This is a genomic window from Oceanicola sp. S124, assembly GCF_000220565.1.
In the GTDB taxonomy this organism is placed as follows: Bacteria; Pseudomonadota; Alphaproteobacteria; order Rhodobacterales; family Rhodobacteraceae; genus Pseudooceanicola.
In genome coordinates this window covers 1-18,633 of the sequence record NZ_AFPM01000333.1, presented here as the reverse complement: position 1 = coordinate 18,633, position 18,633 = coordinate 1, and the positions used below count along the sequence as shown (strand labels likewise).

12 protein-coding genes are annotated in these 18,633 nt (G+C 67.5%); 9 read left to right on the top strand and 3 right to left on the bottom strand.

The window, feature by feature from the left end:
• Positions 1-1,101: sigma-54-dependent transcriptional regulator (locus tag OS124_RS0122850; protein WP_010142365.1), on the top strand; the 1,101-nt coding region annotated here is incomplete at its 5' end.
• A 605-nt stretch (positions 1,102-1,706) separates the two neighbouring features.
• Here OS124_RS0122850 and OS124_RS0122845 read toward each other — a convergent pair.
• Positions 1,707-2,924 (bottom strand): zinc-dependent alcohol dehydrogenase family protein, encoded by a 1,218-nt coding sequence (locus tag OS124_RS0122845; RefSeq protein ID WP_202799085.1) that lies wholly within the window; start codon positions 2,922-2,924, stop codon positions 1,707-1,709.
• A 188-nt stretch (positions 2,925-3,112) separates the two neighbouring features.
• Between OS124_RS0122845 and OS124_RS25745 the strand changes: the two genes are divergently transcribed.
• Positions 3,113-4,105, top strand: a complete 993-nt coding sequence (locus OS124_RS25745) for a helix-turn-helix domain-containing protein (protein WP_010142362.1) — start codon at positions 3,113-3,115, stop codon at positions 4,103-4,105.
• On the opposite strand, the gene OS124_RS25740 is transcribed toward OS124_RS25745, so the two are convergent.
• Entirely contained in the window at positions 4,053-5,078 is a 1,026-nt protein-coding gene (locus OS124_RS25740) for an alpha/beta hydrolase family protein (protein ID WP_010142361.1), read from the bottom strand. The genes OS124_RS25745 and OS124_RS25740 overlap by 53 nt on opposite strands.
• A gap of 538 nt (positions 5,079-5,616) precedes the next feature.
• On the opposite strand from OS124_RS25740, the gene OS124_RS27695 reads away from it, so the two are divergent.
• From OS124_RS27695 to OS124_RS0122820, 3 genes are all read left to right on the top strand, one after another.
• Entirely contained in the window at positions 5,617-6,114 is a 498-nt protein-coding gene (locus OS124_RS27695; RefSeq protein WP_010142360.1) for a sigma-70 family RNA polymerase sigma factor, read from the top strand.
• Positions 6,111-7,055 carry a FecR family protein gene (locus OS124_RS0122825; protein WP_138919630.1) on the top strand — a complete coding sequence of 315 codons (945 nt, stop codon included), beginning with the start codon at positions 6,111-6,113 and terminating at the stop codon, positions 7,053-7,055. The genes OS124_RS27695 and OS124_RS0122825 overlap by 4 nt, the downstream gene beginning before the upstream one ends.
• Positions 7,056-7,174: 119 nt before the next feature.
• Complete coding sequence (locus OS124_RS0122820; RefSeq protein WP_083834719.1) at positions 7,175-9,664, top strand: TonB-dependent receptor; 2,490 nt, start codon at positions 7,175-7,177, stop codon at positions 9,662-9,664.
• Between the two features lie 81 nt (positions 9,665-9,745).
• On the opposite strand, the gene OS124_RS0122815 is transcribed toward OS124_RS0122820, so the two are convergent.
• Positions 9,746-10,474 (bottom strand): GntR family transcriptional regulator, encoded by a 729-nt coding sequence (locus OS124_RS0122815; RefSeq protein ID WP_010142357.1) that lies wholly within the window; start codon positions 10,472-10,474, stop codon positions 9,746-9,748.
• 127 nt (positions 10,475-10,601) lie between these two features.
• Between OS124_RS0122815 and OS124_RS0122810 the strand changes: the two genes are divergently transcribed.
• The 4 genes from OS124_RS0122810 to OS124_RS0122795 all read left to right on the top strand — a co-directional run bounded on the left by OS124_RS0122810 (position 10,602) and on the right by OS124_RS0122795 (position 17,719).
• Entirely contained in the window at positions 10,602-12,671 is a 2,070-nt protein-coding gene (locus OS124_RS0122810; protein ID WP_010142356.1) for a TRAP transporter permease, read from the top strand.
• A gap of 44 nt (positions 12,672-12,715) precedes the next feature.
• Entirely contained in the window at positions 12,716-13,693 is a 978-nt protein-coding gene (locus OS124_RS0122805; protein ID WP_010142355.1) for a TAXI family TRAP transporter solute-binding subunit, read from the top strand.
• A gap of 6 nt (positions 13,694-13,699) precedes the next feature.
• Positions 13,700-15,043 (top strand): class-II fumarase/aspartase family protein, encoded by a 1,344-nt coding sequence (locus OS124_RS25735; RefSeq protein WP_010142354.1) that lies wholly within the window; start codon positions 13,700-13,702, stop codon positions 15,041-15,043.
• A gap of 393 nt (positions 15,044-15,436) precedes the next feature.
• Complete coding sequence (locus tag OS124_RS0122795) at positions 15,437-17,719, top strand: hypothetical protein (protein WP_010142353.1); 2,283 nt, start codon at positions 15,437-15,439, stop codon at positions 17,717-17,719.
• The last annotated feature ends 914 nt before the right edge of the window (positions 17,720-18,633 follow it).

Below are 18,633 nucleotides of genomic sequence, written 5' to 3'. Positions count from 1 at the left end.
ACCGGGCATGGCGATGTCGCCCATGCGGTCGAGGCGATCCGCGCCGGGGCCGATGACTTCCTGGAAAAGCCCTATGACTCGGCGCATCTGCTGTCGATCATCCGCCGCACCGTCGATGCCCAGGCGGCCCGGCAAGAGGTGTCGCGGCTGCAACGGGTCCTGTCCGAGCGGGACCAGGTCAGCCTGCTTGGCAAGTCCCGCGCCATGCGCGCCTTCCGCGACCGGATCGCGGCGCTGGCCTCGGTCGATCTCGACGTGGTGATCACCGGCGAGACCGGCACCGGCAAGGAGCTGGCGGCGCGCGCCATCCATGCGGGCAGCAGCCGCGCCGAGGGGCCCTTCGTGGCGCTGAACTGCGCCGCGCTGCCCTTGTCAATGGCCGAGACGATCCTCTTCGGCCACGACCAGGGCACCTTCGCCCATGACGCAGGCGGGCGCCCCGGCAAGCTGGAAGCTGCCCATGGCGGCACGCTGATGCTCGACGAGGTCGAGACCATGCCGCCCGCGATCCAGGCCAAGCTGTTGCGTGTCCTGCAGGAACGGGCCATCGAGCGCATCGGGGAAACCGCGCCACGGCCGCTGGACGTGCGGGTGATCACCACCACCAAGGCCTCGCTGCGCCTGCTCGAGGGCTTCCGCAGCGACCTGTTCTTCCGTCTCGCCGGCACCGAGCTTGCCACCCCGACCCTGCGCGAGGCCGGAGAGGACATCCCCCTGCTTTTTGCCCATTACGCCCAGCTTGCTGCCCGGCGCTATGGCCGCCCCGACCCCGACCTGCCCTGGCTGCTGCAGGAGAAACTCAAGCGCCTCGCCTGGCCCGGCAATGTCCGGGAGCTGAAGGCCAGCGCCGAGGCCTATGCGCTTGGCCTGCTGGACATGCCGACCGGCGCGCCCGCCCCCTCTGCCGCTGCGGCCGGGCCTGCGACCCTTGCCGACCGGGTGGCCGAATTCGAGGCCCGCGAGATCGCCGCCGTCCTCGATGCCCACGCCGGCAACACCCTGCGCGCCTCGCAGACCCTCGGCATCCCGCGCCGCACCCTGAACGACAAGATGCGCCGCTACGGGCTGACCTCGGATCCCGGCAGCGACCGCGAAGCCTAGGCCATCGCACGCGGCAAGCGAGGGCAAGCGTCGGTCCTGCAATGGCGCGCGCCCGGGATCGCCCTGCCGTCGAAGCGGCAAGGTGACAGCCCTCGGCCATTCGGCAAGGCCCCGACGAGGCATGCCGGGCTGCCCGACCGAGGCCTTGCCTGAAAACCCGAAGGTTTCTGCCTTGTCTCGACCGGACGAAATCCCCATCGGGACCGTCTGCAACGCGACGGCCCCTGCCGCCCTGCCGCGCCCCGCCGCAGCGTTGCACAGGGTGCCGACACCCTGCGGGAAGGTGACATGCCCGATGATCGGACAACGGTGACCAAGCGCTGCCCTCTGAGGTGATCGGCGCTGCCGATACGTCAGCGCAAGTGAGGCCCTGTCAGTCTCTTGCGTGGAAAACACACTGCATTTCAAAAGCATAGACACAGCGGCCTGCATCACTCCGGGACAGGCGAGAGACCCTGCGGACCGTGTTCTCGAAAGTCGCGAACCCCTCCTCAGGTAGCGGCACGGGACAAGGAAGCTGGGGGCGGCACGCCACCGGAAGGGCGCGGTGCCGCGATTCACCGCGCGGTGAATCCAGGCAGCCGTGCGGACGAAGTTGCCATTCGTCAGCCTAGGCTGGTCAGATCGAGTATTGTTTTCTGACCACCCGGTCTTTCGACTTCCGAGAGGGCCTCCCGCCATGCCTGGGCGGGGAAAACCCTTGCAGGTGATGGCGGGGCATCTTCCAGCAGCGGCCAAATCTGGGCGAATGCGGATTGCATGCCCTGGTCCGCCAAGACCGGGAAGTGATCGCGCATGTGAAACCGGTGGTACCGCGCCCTGATCCCTGCTCGGGTCAGGACTGGCTTGCCCGTCAAGAGACCGTAGGCAACAAAATCCGTCTCCTCGCGCATCCGCTCCAGAATCCCGGTCGCCACATCACCGCCAAGGGCATCGAAGGCGACATCAGCCACGACAGAGGCGTTCGAAATGGCGCTGAAATCGGATGCTGCGATCGGTTCGATACCGACGCGGTGCAACCGGTCCTTTCGGCACTCCGAACGATAGATCCCCATAACACGCCTGGCTCCCTGGCTGATGGCCCAGCGTCCCAGGTGTTCGGAACAGCTTGATCCCGCACCACTGAGCAGCACCACCTTGTCGCGGACGGGCCAGAGCCGAAGCATCGTGGCGGCGGCCAGGGGATTGATATATGCCCGCGCTGCAACCAGGTCGGGAACCGTGTCGGGCACCTCCACTGCATGATGGGCAGGGCAATCAACATAGGTCTGCCACGTGCCTTCCCCGCGCAAAGGCAGAACGCGCCGTCCGACCATGTGCGACAGGCCGTCCGGAGCCTCGACCACGCGGCCGACCCCTTCGTATCCCGCGACGCCCGGCAGCGTGATGCGATGCGCGTAGGCTCCCGTGATCGGGATGAGATCGGATGGGTTGACCGGCACATGGGAAACTCTCACGCGCAATGAACCGGGGTCGCGTGGAGGTAGTTCACGAACGAGCACTTCCAGAGACGACTGCGGCGAGCCGAAAGTTCTGTAGACGAATGAGACTCGCATGGGCTGCTGGGGGTCTGTCCAAGGCATGGCTTGCACTAGACCAAGACATGACTGTCCGCAAAAGGCTGATACTGTTGAAAAGCCCGCTGAACGGGCCCGATCGGCAGATTGGCAGGACAACCTCCCGCGAAGCGCCACCTCGGCAAATGCGGTTTGCAAAGGGGAGGCTTGCAGGAACAATGTTCCGAGATTTCGAGCCGCTTCTCGGTTCACTGAGTTTTTCACCACAATCGGCTCGAGGCCGACCTTCGCCGCGCGCGTTTTCAATGCTCCGCTCCGGGCCGGAAGCCCTGCGAGGTAGGCTAGCCCGACCAGGCATGATCGGTTCGCACGCGGCTTCGCCGTGCCGCGGCAGGCACGCATGGTGGCCGATGTGATGCCTGACCAAACCGCTCCCTTGCCTTGTCGGCAGGTGACTTGCGACAAGGCGGCACCCTCTGGCGGAACCCCTGCTCATGCCCGCAATCCCCTTGCCGTTCCTCGTCTCTGGCGTGCTCCTGCTCGTCGCCCTGCGCCTGTGGAAGCGCCCGAGGCGGGACCGGCTTTTCCGTCTCTTCATCCTGGCCTGTGCGGTCCAGACGCTGCTGGTCGGCCTGCGCTGGAGCCTCTGCCTGACCGGCGTGCGCTTCATCCAGCCCCTCTTCGCCTCCTGCCTTCCGCTTCTTGCCTATGCGGCCATTGTTTCCCTCCGCGGCGGCGTGCTGTCGCGCTGGCATCTCGCCTGGCCCGCTGCCCTGGCTGTCTTCTGGTGGGCCCTGCCCCCCGCCGTCGACCTGCTGCTGATCGTCGAGTTCACCGCCTATGGCATCGCGATCCTGACCCTGCGGCTGCCGCAGGAGGTCCTGACCCATGTGCGGATCGGCGATGAATGGGCGATCTCCTGGGCCCGGACGGGGATCGCCGCTTTGCTGCTGCTGAGCGCTTTGTCCGACGCGATCGTGGCGATCTCGCTGAGCGGAGGCAACGGCGGCGTCGCCGCCCCGGCCATTGCAGCCATGTTGAGCGTCATCCTGCTGGGCCTGGCTGGCGGCCTGCTGGGATGGGCGACCGGGGCCTCGCCTGACGAAACCGCCCCTCCGCAACAAGCCGTGGCCGAGGACGTCCCTTCGGAGACCGAAGAAGAGCAGGCCATCCTGATGCAGGTCGAGGCCGCCCTTTCGGAGGGGCTCTATCGCGATCACGATCTGACATTGGAACGCCTCGCCCGGCGCACACGGATCCCGGCGCGGAAGATCTCCCGCGCCGTGAACCACCTGCGACAGTGCACGGTAACCGACCTGGTCAATGGCTACCGGACGCGCGAGGCGATGCGCCTGCTGCGCGACAGCGACCGGCCCGTGACCCAGGTGATGCTGGACTCCGGCTTCCAGACGAAGTCCAACTTCAACCGGGCCTTCAAGGCGATTGCAGGGGAAACGCCAACTGCGTACCGCTCTTCAGGAAGGTGAGGACCATCCGGGCGATTTCGGCATGCAGCTCGGGCCGCGGCGCGGTTTCGCCCTCGCAGACAAAGGCCTCTTCCCCCAGCAGTTGCGCGGCGCCCTCCCTGCAGGTGCTCATGAAAGAGAAGTGCGTCGCGCCGGGGATCTCGGCATAGCGGCTGGTCGCAGCAGGCAGGCGCGCGGCCTGGGTCCGGCCCTCCCAGCCCAGCGGCAGGGCGGGGTCCTCGACGCCCGAGACCAGCGCCAGGACCGGAACGGGAAGCCGCGCGAGGCTGTCGGGCGTGAAGGCGTGGATGCCCTCCATGTCCAGCAGAACCGCTGCCGAGATCCTCGGGTCCCGGGCCGAGACGGGCGCCATCGCCTTGGTCAGCCCGCCCGCGCGGTAGAGGGTGCAGAGCAACTTGTCCCTGTCCTCGCCGCAGGCCTCGACCAGTAGGGACGGGTCGAACAGGCCGCCCGACAGAAGCAGCGCGGTGGACCCTCCGAGCGAATGGCCGACCACCGAGATCCGGGCGTCATCGATGCGCGGGCCAAGGTGCGGATCCGCCAGCAGCGCGTCGAGCACCCGCGAGACCTGCTGCGGGCGCAGCGCCAGATCCCTGGCCCAGTCCGGATCCATGTCCCCGAACGTCGTTCCGGGCTGGTTCAGGGCGACGGCAATGAAGCCGGCACGGGCCAGATGCTCGGCAAGCCAGGCCTGGTTGCGCCAGAGGCCGCTATAGCCGTGCGAGAGCAGCGCGACCGGATGCGCGGCCCCCGCGATCGGCGCGTCCCTGACCACGGAAACCCCGACGAAGATCTTGTTGCCCGCCACGGTCGTTACCGGCGCGGTTTGCAGGGTCGGATACCAGGCGACGGCCTCGATGCCGGGAACCTCGAGCGCGCGGAAGCCGACCGCTGAAGGGGCGACAGGGAGGGGTTCGGCCGGCGCGGACGTCGCCGTCACCAGGCCGAGGATGAGAAGAGCAAGAAAACGCATGGGACCTCCTTTGCGGATTGATGCCCTCTCATCGCACCGGGGTTTTCCCCGCGAGACCTCGAACGCGATAAAGGACCGGGATATCGGCAGATCCTGCGAAGGGGTGCGGCCGTCCCGAGCCGAGATCGGCGGCACGGACCTCGTGGGCCACGCCGCGAGGTGGTTTGACTGGCCGTTCCGGGACAGCTGCCCGGCTGCGCAGGCGCTGTGTCCCGAGCGGCTTCGGGCCGAAAGCGCCACGTCTCCAGGGTACGGGCCGGATGGGACCACGCCTGCGGTCCGCTCAGCGCAACCCTCCAGCGAGGTGATCACGAGGGCTTGCCCTCTTCGCCCGGCGAAGGCTCGGCGTCGCAGTGGCGCACGAGCGCCGCCGGCACTTGCAAGAGGCCCGGGCCCGTCGCGACGCGCACCCGGCTTCCACCCGGCCCCGGCATGTCGCAGGCCAGTCCCCTTGCCTTGCGCACCTCGCCTGCCCTCGATACACATTCCCCAGCTACGTCATCTGCAGCGAACTCAGTCCCCTGATCCGGTTCCGCACATGACGCTCTCCTCCTCGGCTGTCAGTACCCTCTACCAAAGCGAACGCGCGCGGCTGCTGCGCTTTGCCAAGAGGCTGACCAGAAACACCGCCACCTCCGAGGACCTGGTGCAGGACGCCTTCCTGCGCCTCCTGTCGCGACGTGGATCCGGCCCCATTACGGCAGAAGAGGCCTTTGTCACCCGCATCCTGCGAAACCTCGCGCTGAACCACCTGCGGCATGCGCGCATGGGTGTCGAGATCGCGGTGGAGGAGAGCGTGCTGGCCGCGCTTGCAGACAAGGGACCCGGTATCGAAGACAGGATCATCGCGCGCCAGTCGCTGGAACAGGTGTTGCGTGCGATCCTGTCCCTGCCGCCCCGACGGCGCGAGATCTTCGTGCTGCACAGGTTCGAGGACCTGACCTATGACCAGATCGCCGCACGGCTGGAGATCTCGCGCAATACGGTGATGGTGCAGATCGTCAATGCCCTGGCGGACCTGAGGCGGCAGCTGTGAGCGGGCCACCGGACACCACGGATGGCGGATCGGACGACCCGATGCTGCGCGAGGCGCTGGAATGGCTGGTGCGGCTGCGCGATGAACATGCAACAAGGTCCGAGCAGCAGGCGTTCGACCTCTGGCTGACCGCAGATACGCGCCACCGCACGGCCTGGGCCGAAGCGACCCGGCTCTGGGACAGCTTCGAGCCGGTGCGCTCGCAGGTACGGGCCATGCGGCAGCGCGACCGCGCCCTGTCCCGGCGCGACCTCTTGCGCGGCGCGGGCGCGCTGGCGCTCGTGGGGGGCGCCAGCTGGAGCCTGCTACCACAGCAACACCGCATCGGCACGGCGCCGGGAGAGCTCCGCAAGCTGACCCTGGCGGATGGCACCCGGATCACCCTAGGCGCGCGCTCGACCCTGGAGGCCCGGGCGGAGGACAGAGCGCTGATCCTGCATCGCGGAAGTGCCTACTTCGAGCGGACCCACCACGGTGGCGCGGGGCCGCTGCGGGTCGTCGTCGCGGGTGTCGAGGTCACCTGCGCGACCGGGGCCTTCGACCTTTCGCTCTGGCCCGATCGGGCGACCCTGGCCGTTGCCCGGGACAGGGTGATACTACGTCCTGCGGTCGGCGCAGCGACACAACCGCTGGCGGCAGGTTGGCAAACCTCGGTCAGCGATGGCGCCATGGCCGCTCCGATCCCGGTGTCTGCGGCGGCGATAGGCGCCTGGCGGGACGGACGCCTGATCTTCAGCGATGCCCCCCTGGCAGAGGTCTTTGCAGCGCTCGACCGCTATCGCGGCGGACGCCTGCTGTGCCTGGACAGGCAAACACGGCAGATCCCGGTCACGGCCGCCTTCGACGCCGCAACACCGGACCTCGCGCTGGCCACCGTTGCCGACAGCCTGGGCCTGTCGCTGTTCCCGCTGCCAGGGGGCCTGACCCTGGTGCGGGCCTGAGGCCGCGAAAAAACTTCCGCCGGGCTTAATGACCTCCCCCTCCCCGGGTGTCGAACAGGGTAAGGGCCGCGGGGCCCGAAACTCAATGCCCCCCAAGAGGGGCGGGAACGGGACGGACCATGACCGACAGTAAGACGACCAATCATCGAAGCGCAGGCGCGAGGGTGTCACACCTGGCACTCTGCGCGGTACTTTCCCTCGGGGGCACCTGCCTTGGGGCCACGGCCCCTGCCCTGGCCCAGGCCAGCCGCGAGGCGGCGCAGGACTTCGCGATCCCGGCACAACCGCTGGCCGCCGCGCTGCTCGAGTTCTCGGATCGCACCGGCCTTCAGGTCTTTGCCGATCAGCGCCTCGTGCGCGGTCATCGCAGCGCCCGCGTCGAGGGCGAGATGCCCCCGCTGGCCGCATTGACGCGCCTGCTGGCCCCCAGCGGGCTGAGCTATCGCGCGACCGGAGACAGGGTCCTGGCGATCATCGATCCGCGCCTGGGCCTGCCCGGCGACAGTGCAGAGGCAGGGATGATGCTGCCGCCCATCCAGGTGACCGTGCCCCGGGGAGGGTCCGGCGGGCGCGGCTTCCAAGGCGCCTCGGACAGCATCTATGAAACCGCGGCCAGTGTCAGCGAGATCTCCCGCGACACCATGACCTCGGCCCGGGTGCGCCATGCCAACGACCTGCTGGACGACGTCGCAGGGGTCTATACCGCCGACAACCCCCAGGATCCCGGGGTGAACATCAACCTGCGCGGCCTTCAGGACCAGTCACGGATCGCCACCTCGATCGACGGCGTCCGGCAGAACTTCCAGCTGTCGGGGCATGGCTCGACCGGCTATGTCTACCTCGACCCGGCGATGTTCCGCGCCGCCCATGTGGACAAGACCGTGACTGCCGGGCCCGGTGGCGCCGCCTCTCTCGGTGGCCAGGTCGATTTCCGGACCCTCGGCGCGGCCGACCTGATCCCCGAGGGCGCGCGCCAGGGCGGCCAGGTGATAGCCTCCACCGGCAGCAACGGCTATGACTTCGCGGGATCGGCCTTCTGGGCCCGGCGCCTGTCCGAGCAAGTGGCGGTGACCGCCGGGATCAGCCGGCGCAAACTGGGCGACTACGACATCGGCCACAGGGGCGACATCGACGGCTACTTCGGACCGGTCAGCGAACCGGCCGATTACACCAGTTCGGAAACCCTGTCGGGCCTGGCCAAGGTCGAACTGACGCCGGATGACGACCAGAGCCTCACCCTCAGCTGGCTGGGGTTCTCGGGCGACTACAGCACCGGCACCGGGCAATACATCGACACCAACAAGACCACCAACCACACCCTGCGCGTAGGCTATCGCTACAATCCCGCCTCGCCGATGCTGAACCTGAACGCCGACCTCTGGGCGAACCGCACCCATGTCGACCAGTACCGCCCGCCGCGCACCAGCTACGGCGCCTTCGATGTCGGCTACGAGATGATGAGCTATGGCCTCTCGCTCGACAACACCAGCGCGCTGATGCTGGCGGGTCGACCGCTGTCGCTGCGCTACGGGATCGAGGCCTTCCAGGACAACACCGAGACCACCTCGACCGGCTCGGACCCGACGGACGATCCCCAGGGCGCATGGTACGCGGGCACCATGCCCCGGGGCACCCGCGAGGTCGCCAGCGCCTTTGCCATGGCCGACTACCGGATTGCGGACCGCTTCGGCCTGCAGATGGGACTGCGTCGCGACAGCTACGACCTGTCGGGCACGGCGCTGATCTACGACGAGAGCACCCAGCACTACGACGAGGAACAGATCCACAGCTCCGGCGCCCGATGGCTGCCCTCGGCACGTCTGACCTTCGAACCCGGTCCGAACCTCGACCTGTGGCTGTCCTACAGCGAAGGCTACCGGCCGCCCGCGATCATGGAGGTCGCCGCCAGCGGCACCCACATCGGCAGCGGCGGACAGTTCTACATTCCCAACCCCGACCTGCGCCCCGAAACCTCCCGCACCTGGGAGATCGGCACCAACTACACCCGCGACGATGCCCTGCTGCCCGGCGACAGCCTGCGCCTGAAGGCCGTGGTCTTCAGCCGCGAGGTCGAGGACTATGTCTCGCTCTGGTACAACAGCGACTTCCGCTACACGAACATGAACTCGAACGGCACCAGCACCTTCGACGGGATCGAGCTGGAAGCCGCCTACGACAGCGGAGGCTTCTTCATCGGAGGCACCTATTCCTGGATGGATGCCGATATCGACACCTCCTACACGATGACCCAGGTCATCGCGGGGATGGAATTCACCTATGACGCCGAGGGCGGTCTCTTCGTCTACATGCCCCCCGAGCAGAAGGCGACACTGGAGGCCGGCCTGCGGCTTCTGCGGGATCGCCTGACGCTGGGAGCACGGGCCACCTGGGCCTCGGACTCGGTCTACGGCGGCGCGGCGGGCTACCAGTCCGATGTCTCGGGCTTCACGGTCTATGACCTGTTCGGCAGCTATGCGCTGTCGGACAGCGCCATGGTGAACTTCGGTGTCGAGAACGTTACCGACCTGGCCTATGCGGACGTGCTGGGCAATCCCAACTACGGCGCGCCGGGGCGGACCTTCACCATCTCGCTCGATACGCGGTTCTGACGTTGATGATCGCCAAGGGGCGCCGTGCGTCGGCGTCCCGGATCCCGAAGGACACAGCCGGGCCCCCGACCGCCCCGCCGCTTATGACGCATCCGATTGGCGGCGCAGGGTGATCTCGTAGCTGTAGTTGCGCGCCGGCAGGATGCTGAGAGAGATGATCTGCGCCGCGCCGTCCCGGTCGTGATAACTGCGGCGCATCTCGAGCGCGTGATCGCCGGGCGCGACCTGCAGCACCTCGGCAAGCTCGGCCGGCACCGGCGCGGCGCGGACAGTCTGGCGGATCTCGTGGATCAAAACGTCGTGCCGTTCTTCCAGAAGAGAATAGACGAGGCCCGCATAGCCCGGCACCTCTTCGGCGATATCGGCATAGGCCGCGTCCAGGTAGACGTCGGTCCAGCCGACCGGCGCCGCCTGGCTTTCGATGTGACGGGTCTGCCGGATCAGCACCCAGCGGCGGCCGGGGCGATCGTTCAGCCGCGCCGCCAGCGCCTCGTCGACCACCGTCGGCGTGATCTCGACCACCTGCCGCCAGGAGGGCCCGGCGAACTGCAACAGGTCGCCCGCCGCCGACATGGCGTGGACATAGGTCGGCGGCGGCTCCAGCGAGCGGATGCGCGTCGCCGCCCCCTGCCGACGCTCGATCAGGCCCAGCTTCTCCAACTCGGCCATGGCGCTGCGGATGGTCGAGCGCCCGGCATCGAACTTTTCGCAAAGTGCGGCCTCACTGGGCATCACATCCCCGACACGGGCCTCACCCGACTTGAGCTCTGCCATGATTCGCTGTGCGATCTCGGGATAACGCCGCTTCATTTCCTTGCCTTTCCAGACGCTTGATCGGCGCGTCATAGACCTGTCTTGACCGATCCCACATCTTGCCCCACCCTATCCGCATAAGTCAACTTGTTCGAACAAGTTTGAGCGGAGGGGAAGTTTCCGAATGAATGACATGGCGCAGAAAGAGCCCGAGGATCTCGATGCAGAGGGCCTGGACCGCGATCTTCCGCGACGCCTCGCCATCGCTCTGGCGGTCCTGTCGGCGGCCTATGCCCTGTTCCACCTCGCGGTGCTGAACTTTTGGTCGATCGACGAATGGGTCTACCGGGTGCTGCACGTCAACATGGGCGCGGTGCTGGCCTTCATCGGCCTCAAGGCCTGGCGCGGCGAGCGTGCCCGGCTGGTCTGGTTCCTCGACGTGGCGCTGGTGGCGGGGGCCGTCGGCTGCAGCCTCTATGTGGCGATCAACCTCGAGATGCTGATCATGCGCACCGGGGTCATCACAACAACCGGAGACCTGATCTGCGGCGCCGTCGGCACCCTGGTGGTGCTGGAGTTCGCCCGCCGCGTCTCGGGCCTGGTGCTACCGGTGATCGCGCTGGTCTTCATCTCCTATGTCTTCGTCGGCGGCTGGCTGCCCGGCATCCTGCACCACTCGGGCTTCCAGGCCGACAACGTCGCCTCCTACCTCTACAGCCAGGACGCGATCTTCGGCATGACCGTCGCCGCCTCCTCGCGCTACATCATCCTCTTCGTCGCCTTTGCCGTCTTTCTGCAGGCCTCGGGCGCGGGCGAGTATTTCATGCGCCTCGCCATGACGCTCTTCGGCGCGACGCGTGGCGGACCGGGCAAGGTCTCGGTCTTCTCGGGGCTGCTCTTCGGCACCGTCTCGGGCTCGGCGGTGGCCAACGTGGTCGCCTCGGGCACATTCACCATCCCGATGATGCGCCGCGTCGGCTACCCGCGCGAAAGCGCCGGCGGGATCGAGGCGGCCTCGTCCTCGGGTGGCCAACTGGCGCCGCCGGTGATGGGCGCGGGCGCCTTCATCATGGCCGAGATCACCGGCATCCCCTATTCCGAGATCATCATTGCCGCCGCCCTGCCCTGCCTGCTGTTCTACCTGGCGATCTTCCTGACCGTCGACCTGCAGGCCCGCCGCCTGGGGCTGAACGGCGTGCCCCGCTCCGAGCTGCCCCGCCTGCGCGAGCTGGGCCGCGATGCCTTCCTGCTGCTGCCGCTGGCGGTACTGCTCTACCTGCTGCTGTCGGGCTACTCGATCATCGCGGCGGGCACCTGGGGCCTTGCGGCCACCCTGCTGGTGCTGATGTGCCGCGAGTTCGGCTTCCGCTCGCAGGTGCTGGCCCTGCCGCTGGCGCTCTTCGTCGCCCTGCCGCTGACCGGGATGCAGGTCAACTACGCCGGCGCCATCGCCACCCTGGCTTCCGCCGCGATGATGATCGCCCTGCTGGTGATCCGCGGCGGGGCACGCCGTCTGCCCTCGGCCCTGAGCGCCATGGCGCGGACCACCTGGGGCGGGCTGGCCGAGTCCTCTCGCAAGTCGCTGCAGCTGATCAGCGTGATGGCCTGCGCGGGTATCGTGGTCGGCGTGCTGGGCCTGACCGGGCTGGGCGGGCGGTTCTCCTCGGTGCTGCTGTCTGCGGCAGGAGAAAGCCAGGCGCTGGCTTTCCTGCTGGCGATGCTGATTTCCATCGTGCTGGGCATGGGGATGCCGACCACGGCGGCCTATGCCATCGCGGCGGCGGTGGTTGCCCCGGCCTTGCAGCAGATGGGCATCTCGGCCCTGGCCTCGCATATGTTCGTCTTCTACTGCGCGGTGATCTCGGCGATCACCCCGCCGGTGGCCATCGCCGCCTTCGCGGGCGCCGCCATCGCCGGCGGCAAGCCCTGGCCGACCTCGATCCGCGCCATGCGCTACGGTGCCGCCGCCTTCGTACTGCCCTTCATGTTCTACACCAGCCCCGAGATCCTGCTGCAGGGCTCCTGCGTGGAGACCCTGCACGTGCTGGTGACCGCGCTGATCGCCATCTACTTCATCGCCGTCGCCGGAGAGGGAGAGCTCTTCGGCCCGGCGGGCCCGCTGGTGCGCCTGCTGGCGGGCGTGGCGGCGCTGCTGCTGCTCTGGTCCAGCCTGCCCACCGATGTGTTGGGCCTCGCCATCGCGGCGGGTCTCGTGCTCTGGCGCCGCGCCGGACAGCTGCGCGCGGCCCACTGAACGACCCAAGACACTTTCACCGGAGTGATTAGAGGAGGAACTCCATGACGACCATCAAGCACACCATGATCGCCGCGCTGGCGGCCGGCACCGTGGCACTGCCCGCCATGGCCCAGGACCGGCCCGCGTCGATGACCATCTCGACCGCCTCGCCCGGCGGCGTCTACGCGGTCTACGGCGAAGGCGTGGCCCAGCTGGTCTCGGACGTGGTCGGCATCCCGACCTCGACCCGCCAGACCCAGGGCCCGGCCCAGAACCTCGTCCTGCTGCAAAGCGGCCAGACCGAGCTGGCGATGACCACCTCGGGCCCCGCCTTCGAAGCGATGAACGGCGAGCTGGAGCTGGCACCGGGCCAGAGCTACGGCGATGTCCGGGCGCTGTTCGCCATGTATCCGACGCCGTTCCAGATGGTCGCCCTGGCCGACAGCGGCATCGCCTCGCTGGAAGACCTGGAGGGCAAGCGCGTTGGCTCGGGCCCGCGCGCAGGGACCGGCGGCACCTACTGGGTGCGCTGGCTCGACGCCATGGGCATCGACGCCAGCCTGCAGTACGGCGGCATCGGCGACCAGGCCAGCCAGCTGGCCGACGGGCGGCTTGACGCCGTCGTCACCGCCGGTGGCATCCCGCATCCCTCCCTGTCCGAGCTGGAGAACACCCAGGACGTGACCATCTTCGGCATGTCCGACGATACCCTCGCGGGGATCCTCGACAGCAACCCCTACGCGGTCGAGTTCACCATTCCCCAGGGCACCTACGAAACGCCTGAGACCGACCTGACCACGGCGGCCATGTGGAACTTCGTCGTCGCCGATGCCTCGATGCCGGAGGACCTGGCCTACGAGATCACCAAGGCGGTGCTTGAGAACAACGACCGCATGAAGGCGACCCATGCCGCGGCCAAGGACACCCTGGCCGAGAACATCCTGAAGGATACCTTCATCCCCCTGCACCCCGGCGCGGCCCGCTACTATGCCGAGATCGGCGTGGAGATCCCCGACGCCATCGCCCCCGGCGCGGAGTGATCTGACATGAGCCTGGCATCGACGGCCCCCGGCCTTCTCTCCCGGACACGCGGCTTCCTGCGGGCCTCGGGCTACTTCGACGAGGTCGGGACCGTCGATGCCTACCTGACATTCGAGGCCGCCCTCGCAGAGGTCGAGGGCGGTCTCGGCATCATTCCCGAAGCGGCGGTACCGGCGATCCTTGCCGCCTGCAGGCGCGATCAGCTGGACATGCCCGGCCTGCGCGAGGGTGCGGCGGCAGTCGGGTATCCCATCGTGCCGCTGGTTGCGCAGCTGTCCGAGCTGGCGGGCCCCCATGGCCAGTGGGTGCATTACGGCACGACCACCCAGGACGTGATGGACACCGCCCAGGTGCTGCAGATGCGCGGCGCCCTATCAGGCACCTTCGACGACCTCGACAAGCTGGAGGCCCGTCTGGCCGATCTTTGCGACCGGCACCGGCGCACCCCCATGGCCGGACGCTCGAAGCTGCAGCACGGCATCCCGATTTCCTTCGGCTACAAGGTCGCGGTTTGGCTCGACCAGATCCACCGCAGCCGCAAAGCGCTGGCGCGGGCGCTTGACGAGGCTTGCGTGCTGCAGTTCGGCGGCGCCATCGGCACCCTGGCCTCGCTGCAGGGACGCGGCACCGAGGTGCGTGCCGCCCTCGCCCGCCGGCTCGACCTACATGACCCGGCGATCTCCTGGCACGTCAGCCGCGACCGCATGGCCGCCCTTGCGGCGGCGCTGGCCACCAACCTGGCGGCGCTTGCCAAGATGGCCAGTGATATCGCCTTCCTCATGGCGACCGAGGTCGGCGAGCTGCGCGAACCCGCCGCCGAAGGGCGCGGCAGTTCCTCGACCATGCCGCAGAAGCGCAACCCGGTGATCTGCGAGGCGATCCTCGAGGCCGCCCGCTGCGTGCAGCAGGCCCCCGGGCAGGTCCTTGACGCCATGTTGCAGGAACAGGAGCGCGGCATCGGCCACGGCTACCGCGAGCGGATGGTACTGGCCGAGGCGATCTGCCAGCTTTCAGGCGCCGCCAGCCTGGCCTGCGATCTGCTCTCGGGGCTGGAGGTCGACACCGCCCGGATGCGCGCCAACCTGGATGCCACCGGCGGGCTGATCCACGCCGAGGCCCTGATGATCCACCTCTCGGACAGGCTGGGCCGGATCGAGGCCCACCACCTGCTGCACCAGGTTGCCCGCGAGGTCTCCGACGACGGGCGCGCCCTGCGCGAGGCGCTCACCGCGCGCGGCATCACCGTCCCGGAAGAGGTCTGGTCCGAAGCCGCCCAGATCGCCCCCGCCCAGCCGATGATCGACGCGGTGCTGGCCGCCTGGAGAGCGCGCGGCGAGGACACCGCCTGACTGGGCACCGCCCGGCACCGACGGCGCCCAAAGCCACGGCTCACCACCCCAAACTGTCCTCGCGACAAGGTTTCGCAGGCAGGCTTTCCTCACGCTTGCTGCGGATGGAAGGGGCTCGCCCACCGGTCGGGCGCGATCGGCGCATTTTTCAGCCCCGGGGCCGGGAGTGTGACGAGGGCCACAGCCTGACCCAGCCTCCGCACGATCTGGACGGCCTTCCTGCGTGACGGTGTCGGGATGACCTGAAGCCAGCTGACCGTGCGGCCCCATGAAGCTCCGTCAGTCCGCATCTTGGCACGGTTGACCCTTCGGGGACGTTCGGCAAAGCTTTCGGTGACACCTGTTTCCGCGAAAATACCGCTTTGAAGGAAGAGCCGACGATGGAAGTTCCCCATGACCGCTGAGGATATGAGTGCTGCCGGCTTCGCCCTGGATCAAGTGCTTCGGGCCAGGGATATCGACGGAATCGAGACCGCCCGTGCGCGCCTGTTGTCCATCGTGGAAAGCGGACAGGCCCGGGCCGGTGCCAGCCCTCAGGCCGCGCAGCAGGCCCTTGAGGCCACCCGCGCCGAGATTGACAGGCGGATTTTCGAGGCCGGGCTCTTTGTCTTCGCGGATGGCAGGGTGCGCGATCTGACGACCGGGGATCTGGTTGCGGCCAGCGAGGCGATCGCCTTCGGGGATGGCGCGAACACCGCCGCCGCGAAGCTTCGGTCTGCCCTTGTCAGGATGGGCTATCCGCGTTCTGCGCTCGCCGATCATTCGGATCGCATCGCAGAGATCGCAGCGAAAGCGGCACAGGCCAGGTCCCCAAGTTCCGGACCGGACAAGCCACCGAACCAGCCCCCGGAAACCGCACCGCCGCCCGAGGCAAGGCCGGCGCCAGAACCGGAGCCTGCACGGCGCAGCGCGTCCCGGGATGTGCCGCCGGCGGTGATCGACCATGCTACGGTTGCCGGGATCATGGCGGCCCATCCAGGTATCACGTCCCGCAACGAGATGATCCGCGCCCTGCGCACCGATCTGGCACACATGGGGATCGATACCGCGCTCATGGAAAGCCGCCTCGATGACGTGAAAGGATGGGCGCGCGAAGAGCTGCAACGCCGGGCCGCCGAACCCAAGGTGACATGGAACGATGTAAACCCCATCCTGACGGCATATCCGGAAATCTCGGACGACGCGCGGATGGGCGAGATAGTCCAGGACCGCCTTTCGGCCAGAGGCTTTTCCCCGACGGCCATCGCTGCGGCGTCCAGTTCGATAAGGATCTGGGTTGAAAGCCATCTGTCGCAGCCTCGCCGTCCCGGCGAGGCACCTCTCACACCGGCTCAGGCCGTGCCCTCGCAGGGGAATGAAAAGGACGCGGACAGGGCCGCACCGCCGCAGACGCCGGGGGTCAGCGCAGAACCGAGTGGGACCAGCCCGGCGCAGCCCCCAGCGCGACCGGACGCGCAACCGACCATCGAAGAGCGGCGTCAACACCGGTCGGCAATACAAGCGGCGATGGCGGAGGTTCTCAACGATATCCCAGACGGCGGTCTCGGCGATGCAGAGGGCAAGCTCCGCCAGAAACTCGTTCACCGGGGCTGGGACCCTGCAGCCATAGAAAGGGCGCGCGACGAGATCGCCGCGGTGGCGATGGACGCCTTCAAGACCCGGCGGGAAAAGCTGGCTCGCGATGCGAAGGACGCCGCGATGGCTCGCCCCGCGAACGGGTCCGGCCCGCGCAAGGCGACCCGGGCCAAGCGGTCGGGGGGCAGCGGCACCGCGGGTTTTGCCGTCACGGTGATTTTCCTCGGGGTCTTCGGCGGCGGGGTCGCCTGGTGGCTGACGGCGCCGGACCCTCGGCCAACGGACAATTCCAGTGCCGGCATTGCCTCGCCCTCCGCGTCCCCCGAGGCGTCCACGGACCCCGCGCAGGAGCGGACCCTTGCCTTGAAATTCGCCGTCAGGAACGGCCTCTGGTTCAATGAAACCCTGCGAAAGCTCGCCCCTGAAGCCTGCAGTTTCAGGGTGGCGCAGGGCACGTCGAGATGGACCGGCCACAAGTTGATCGACGCAAGCAGCATCGACAGGGCGAAGAAGTTGCTCGAGCAGGGCATTCTGACCGATACATACATTCGAGGTGGGCAACCTCGGCCCGATACCCTTGTCACGGAGTTTCGTGAGGACGCAAGCAACGGCGCGTGGATGGTCGTTCTGACGCACAGCCGCATCGGGATCGGTGCGGGCCTTCATGTCGGCCACTACTTCCGTCCGCAGATCGAGACACTTGCCAGATCCGCGCCGCGTGATGCGCAGGGGCGCATCGGCAGCCTCTATTCGACCTTCTCCAATCAATATGGAGAGACCTTCACGGTGCGCAGCGGTCTGCGGGTAGACGATCGTGGGCTGTTGACCATCCAGGAGGCCGAATACAGGGATACCTGGCGTCCGCTGAACAGCTTCAATTTCAGCGGCACGATCACCCATACCGCTTCTGTGCGCATCGGCCCTGCTTGGTCCCGGCAAGCGCTCTCGGGCAGTCATGAAACCAGCGTCTTCGGCGTCGCCCTTCTCGAAGATGCACTTGCGCAGGTGGCGCCGGCCATGGAGACGGGCCGCTGCCGCATTTCCTCCGACGAGTCCCGGGAGTACGAAGATATCCTGACCCAATACCAGATGAGGGGGTGAGACGGCACAGGACGCCAGTTCAGGGAAGGCCACTCTCCCCCCCCGGAAGCAGACGGCGATCACCGGGGCCATGCAGCGCGGCATCGCCAGGCGAGAAGCCGTCGGCATCATCTCGACACGCGCAGAGACCATCGGGACAGACGTCGGACATGGCGTGCCGGACATCATGACATCGGCCCGCGAGGCGATGGATGGCGCACAAATACGCTGAAGCCACTGCAGGCAACAGATCCGCTCCGGGAACCGGCGGCGGATGACGGGCACAACGATCTGATCGTGATTGGCGCACCCGATAGGTCGCCGCAAGACAAGCGATGCCAGCCCCTTACGCGGAAAAGGGACAGCAAATCAGACACACAGAATCAATGACTTACATCCATTTTGGAAAGGCAGTTGGTACTGCCAGCAGGCATTGCCGAAAGTCTCGAACGTCTCCCTTGTTGGCTTTAGGGCACCAGGAGAGTTGGGGTCGGCGAGCTACCCGGATTTGCCCTTACTCATCGACTGGTCAGCCTATTGCTGCCTGCTCTCGCGCTTTACACTAGCCACGGCAGCCAGTCCTTCAACTCAATGCGTTCTCTGTCTACCGGGAAGTGAGGCGGCAGCTCTCACACGAACCGAAGCGTACCGCCGCTATTCTCACGTCGGTCCGCAAATCCCAGCCCTGCTCCGCCCCCAATCCCGCGAGCAGAACGAAAGAGCGGCGGAGGCTCCAACGGCCGGTACAGAAGCTGCGCTGTTTCCGGACGAACGGCGGCGAAACAAGCTTTGCAGAAGTTCGCAATGGGGCGCCTGGGCGGCTGCCAAGCGCAGGAAGCAGCCGTTCGATCAACGGCGCTTGAGTGACCGCTATGCGCAGCAAGCGGACGTGGCGCTCGACAGGGGCAGGCAGGGCTCGGCTGGCGCTATCGGCC

Excerpts from the sequence above, each read along its gene's own strand:
- OS124_RS25745 (WP_010142362.1), top strand. The coding sequence starts at position 3,113 with ATGCCCGCAATCCCCTTGCCGTTCCTCGTCTCTGGCGTGCTCCTGCTC.
- OS124_RS25740 (WP_010142361.1), bottom strand. The coding sequence starts at position 5,078 with ATGCGTTTTCTTGCTCTTCTCATCCTCGGCCTGGTGACGGCGACGTCC.
- OS124_RS27695 (WP_010142360.1), top strand. The coding sequence starts at position 5,617 with ATGACGCTCTCCTCCTCGGCTGTCAGTACCCTCTACCAAAGCGAACGC.
- OS124_RS0122820 (WP_083834719.1), top strand. The coding sequence starts at position 7,175 with ATGACCGACAGTAAGACGACCAATCATCGAAGCGCAGGCGCGAGGGTG.
- OS124_RS0122815 (WP_010142357.1), bottom strand. The coding sequence starts at position 10,474 with ATGAAGCGGCGTTATCCCGAGATCGCACAGCGAATCATGGCAGAGCTC.
- OS124_RS0122810 (WP_010142356.1), top strand. The coding sequence starts at position 10,602 with ATGAATGACATGGCGCAGAAAGAGCCCGAGGATCTCGATGCAGAGGGC.
- OS124_RS0122805 (WP_010142355.1), top strand. The coding sequence starts at position 12,716 with ATGACGACCATCAAGCACACCATGATCGCCGCGCTGGCGGCCGGCACC.
- OS124_RS25735 (WP_010142354.1), top strand. The coding sequence starts at position 13,700 with ATGAGCCTGGCATCGACGGCCCCCGGCCTTCTCTCCCGGACACGCGGC.
- OS124_RS0122795 (WP_010142353.1), top strand. The coding sequence starts at position 15,437 with ATGACCGCTGAGGATATGAGTGCTGCCGGCTTCGCCCTGGATCAAGTG.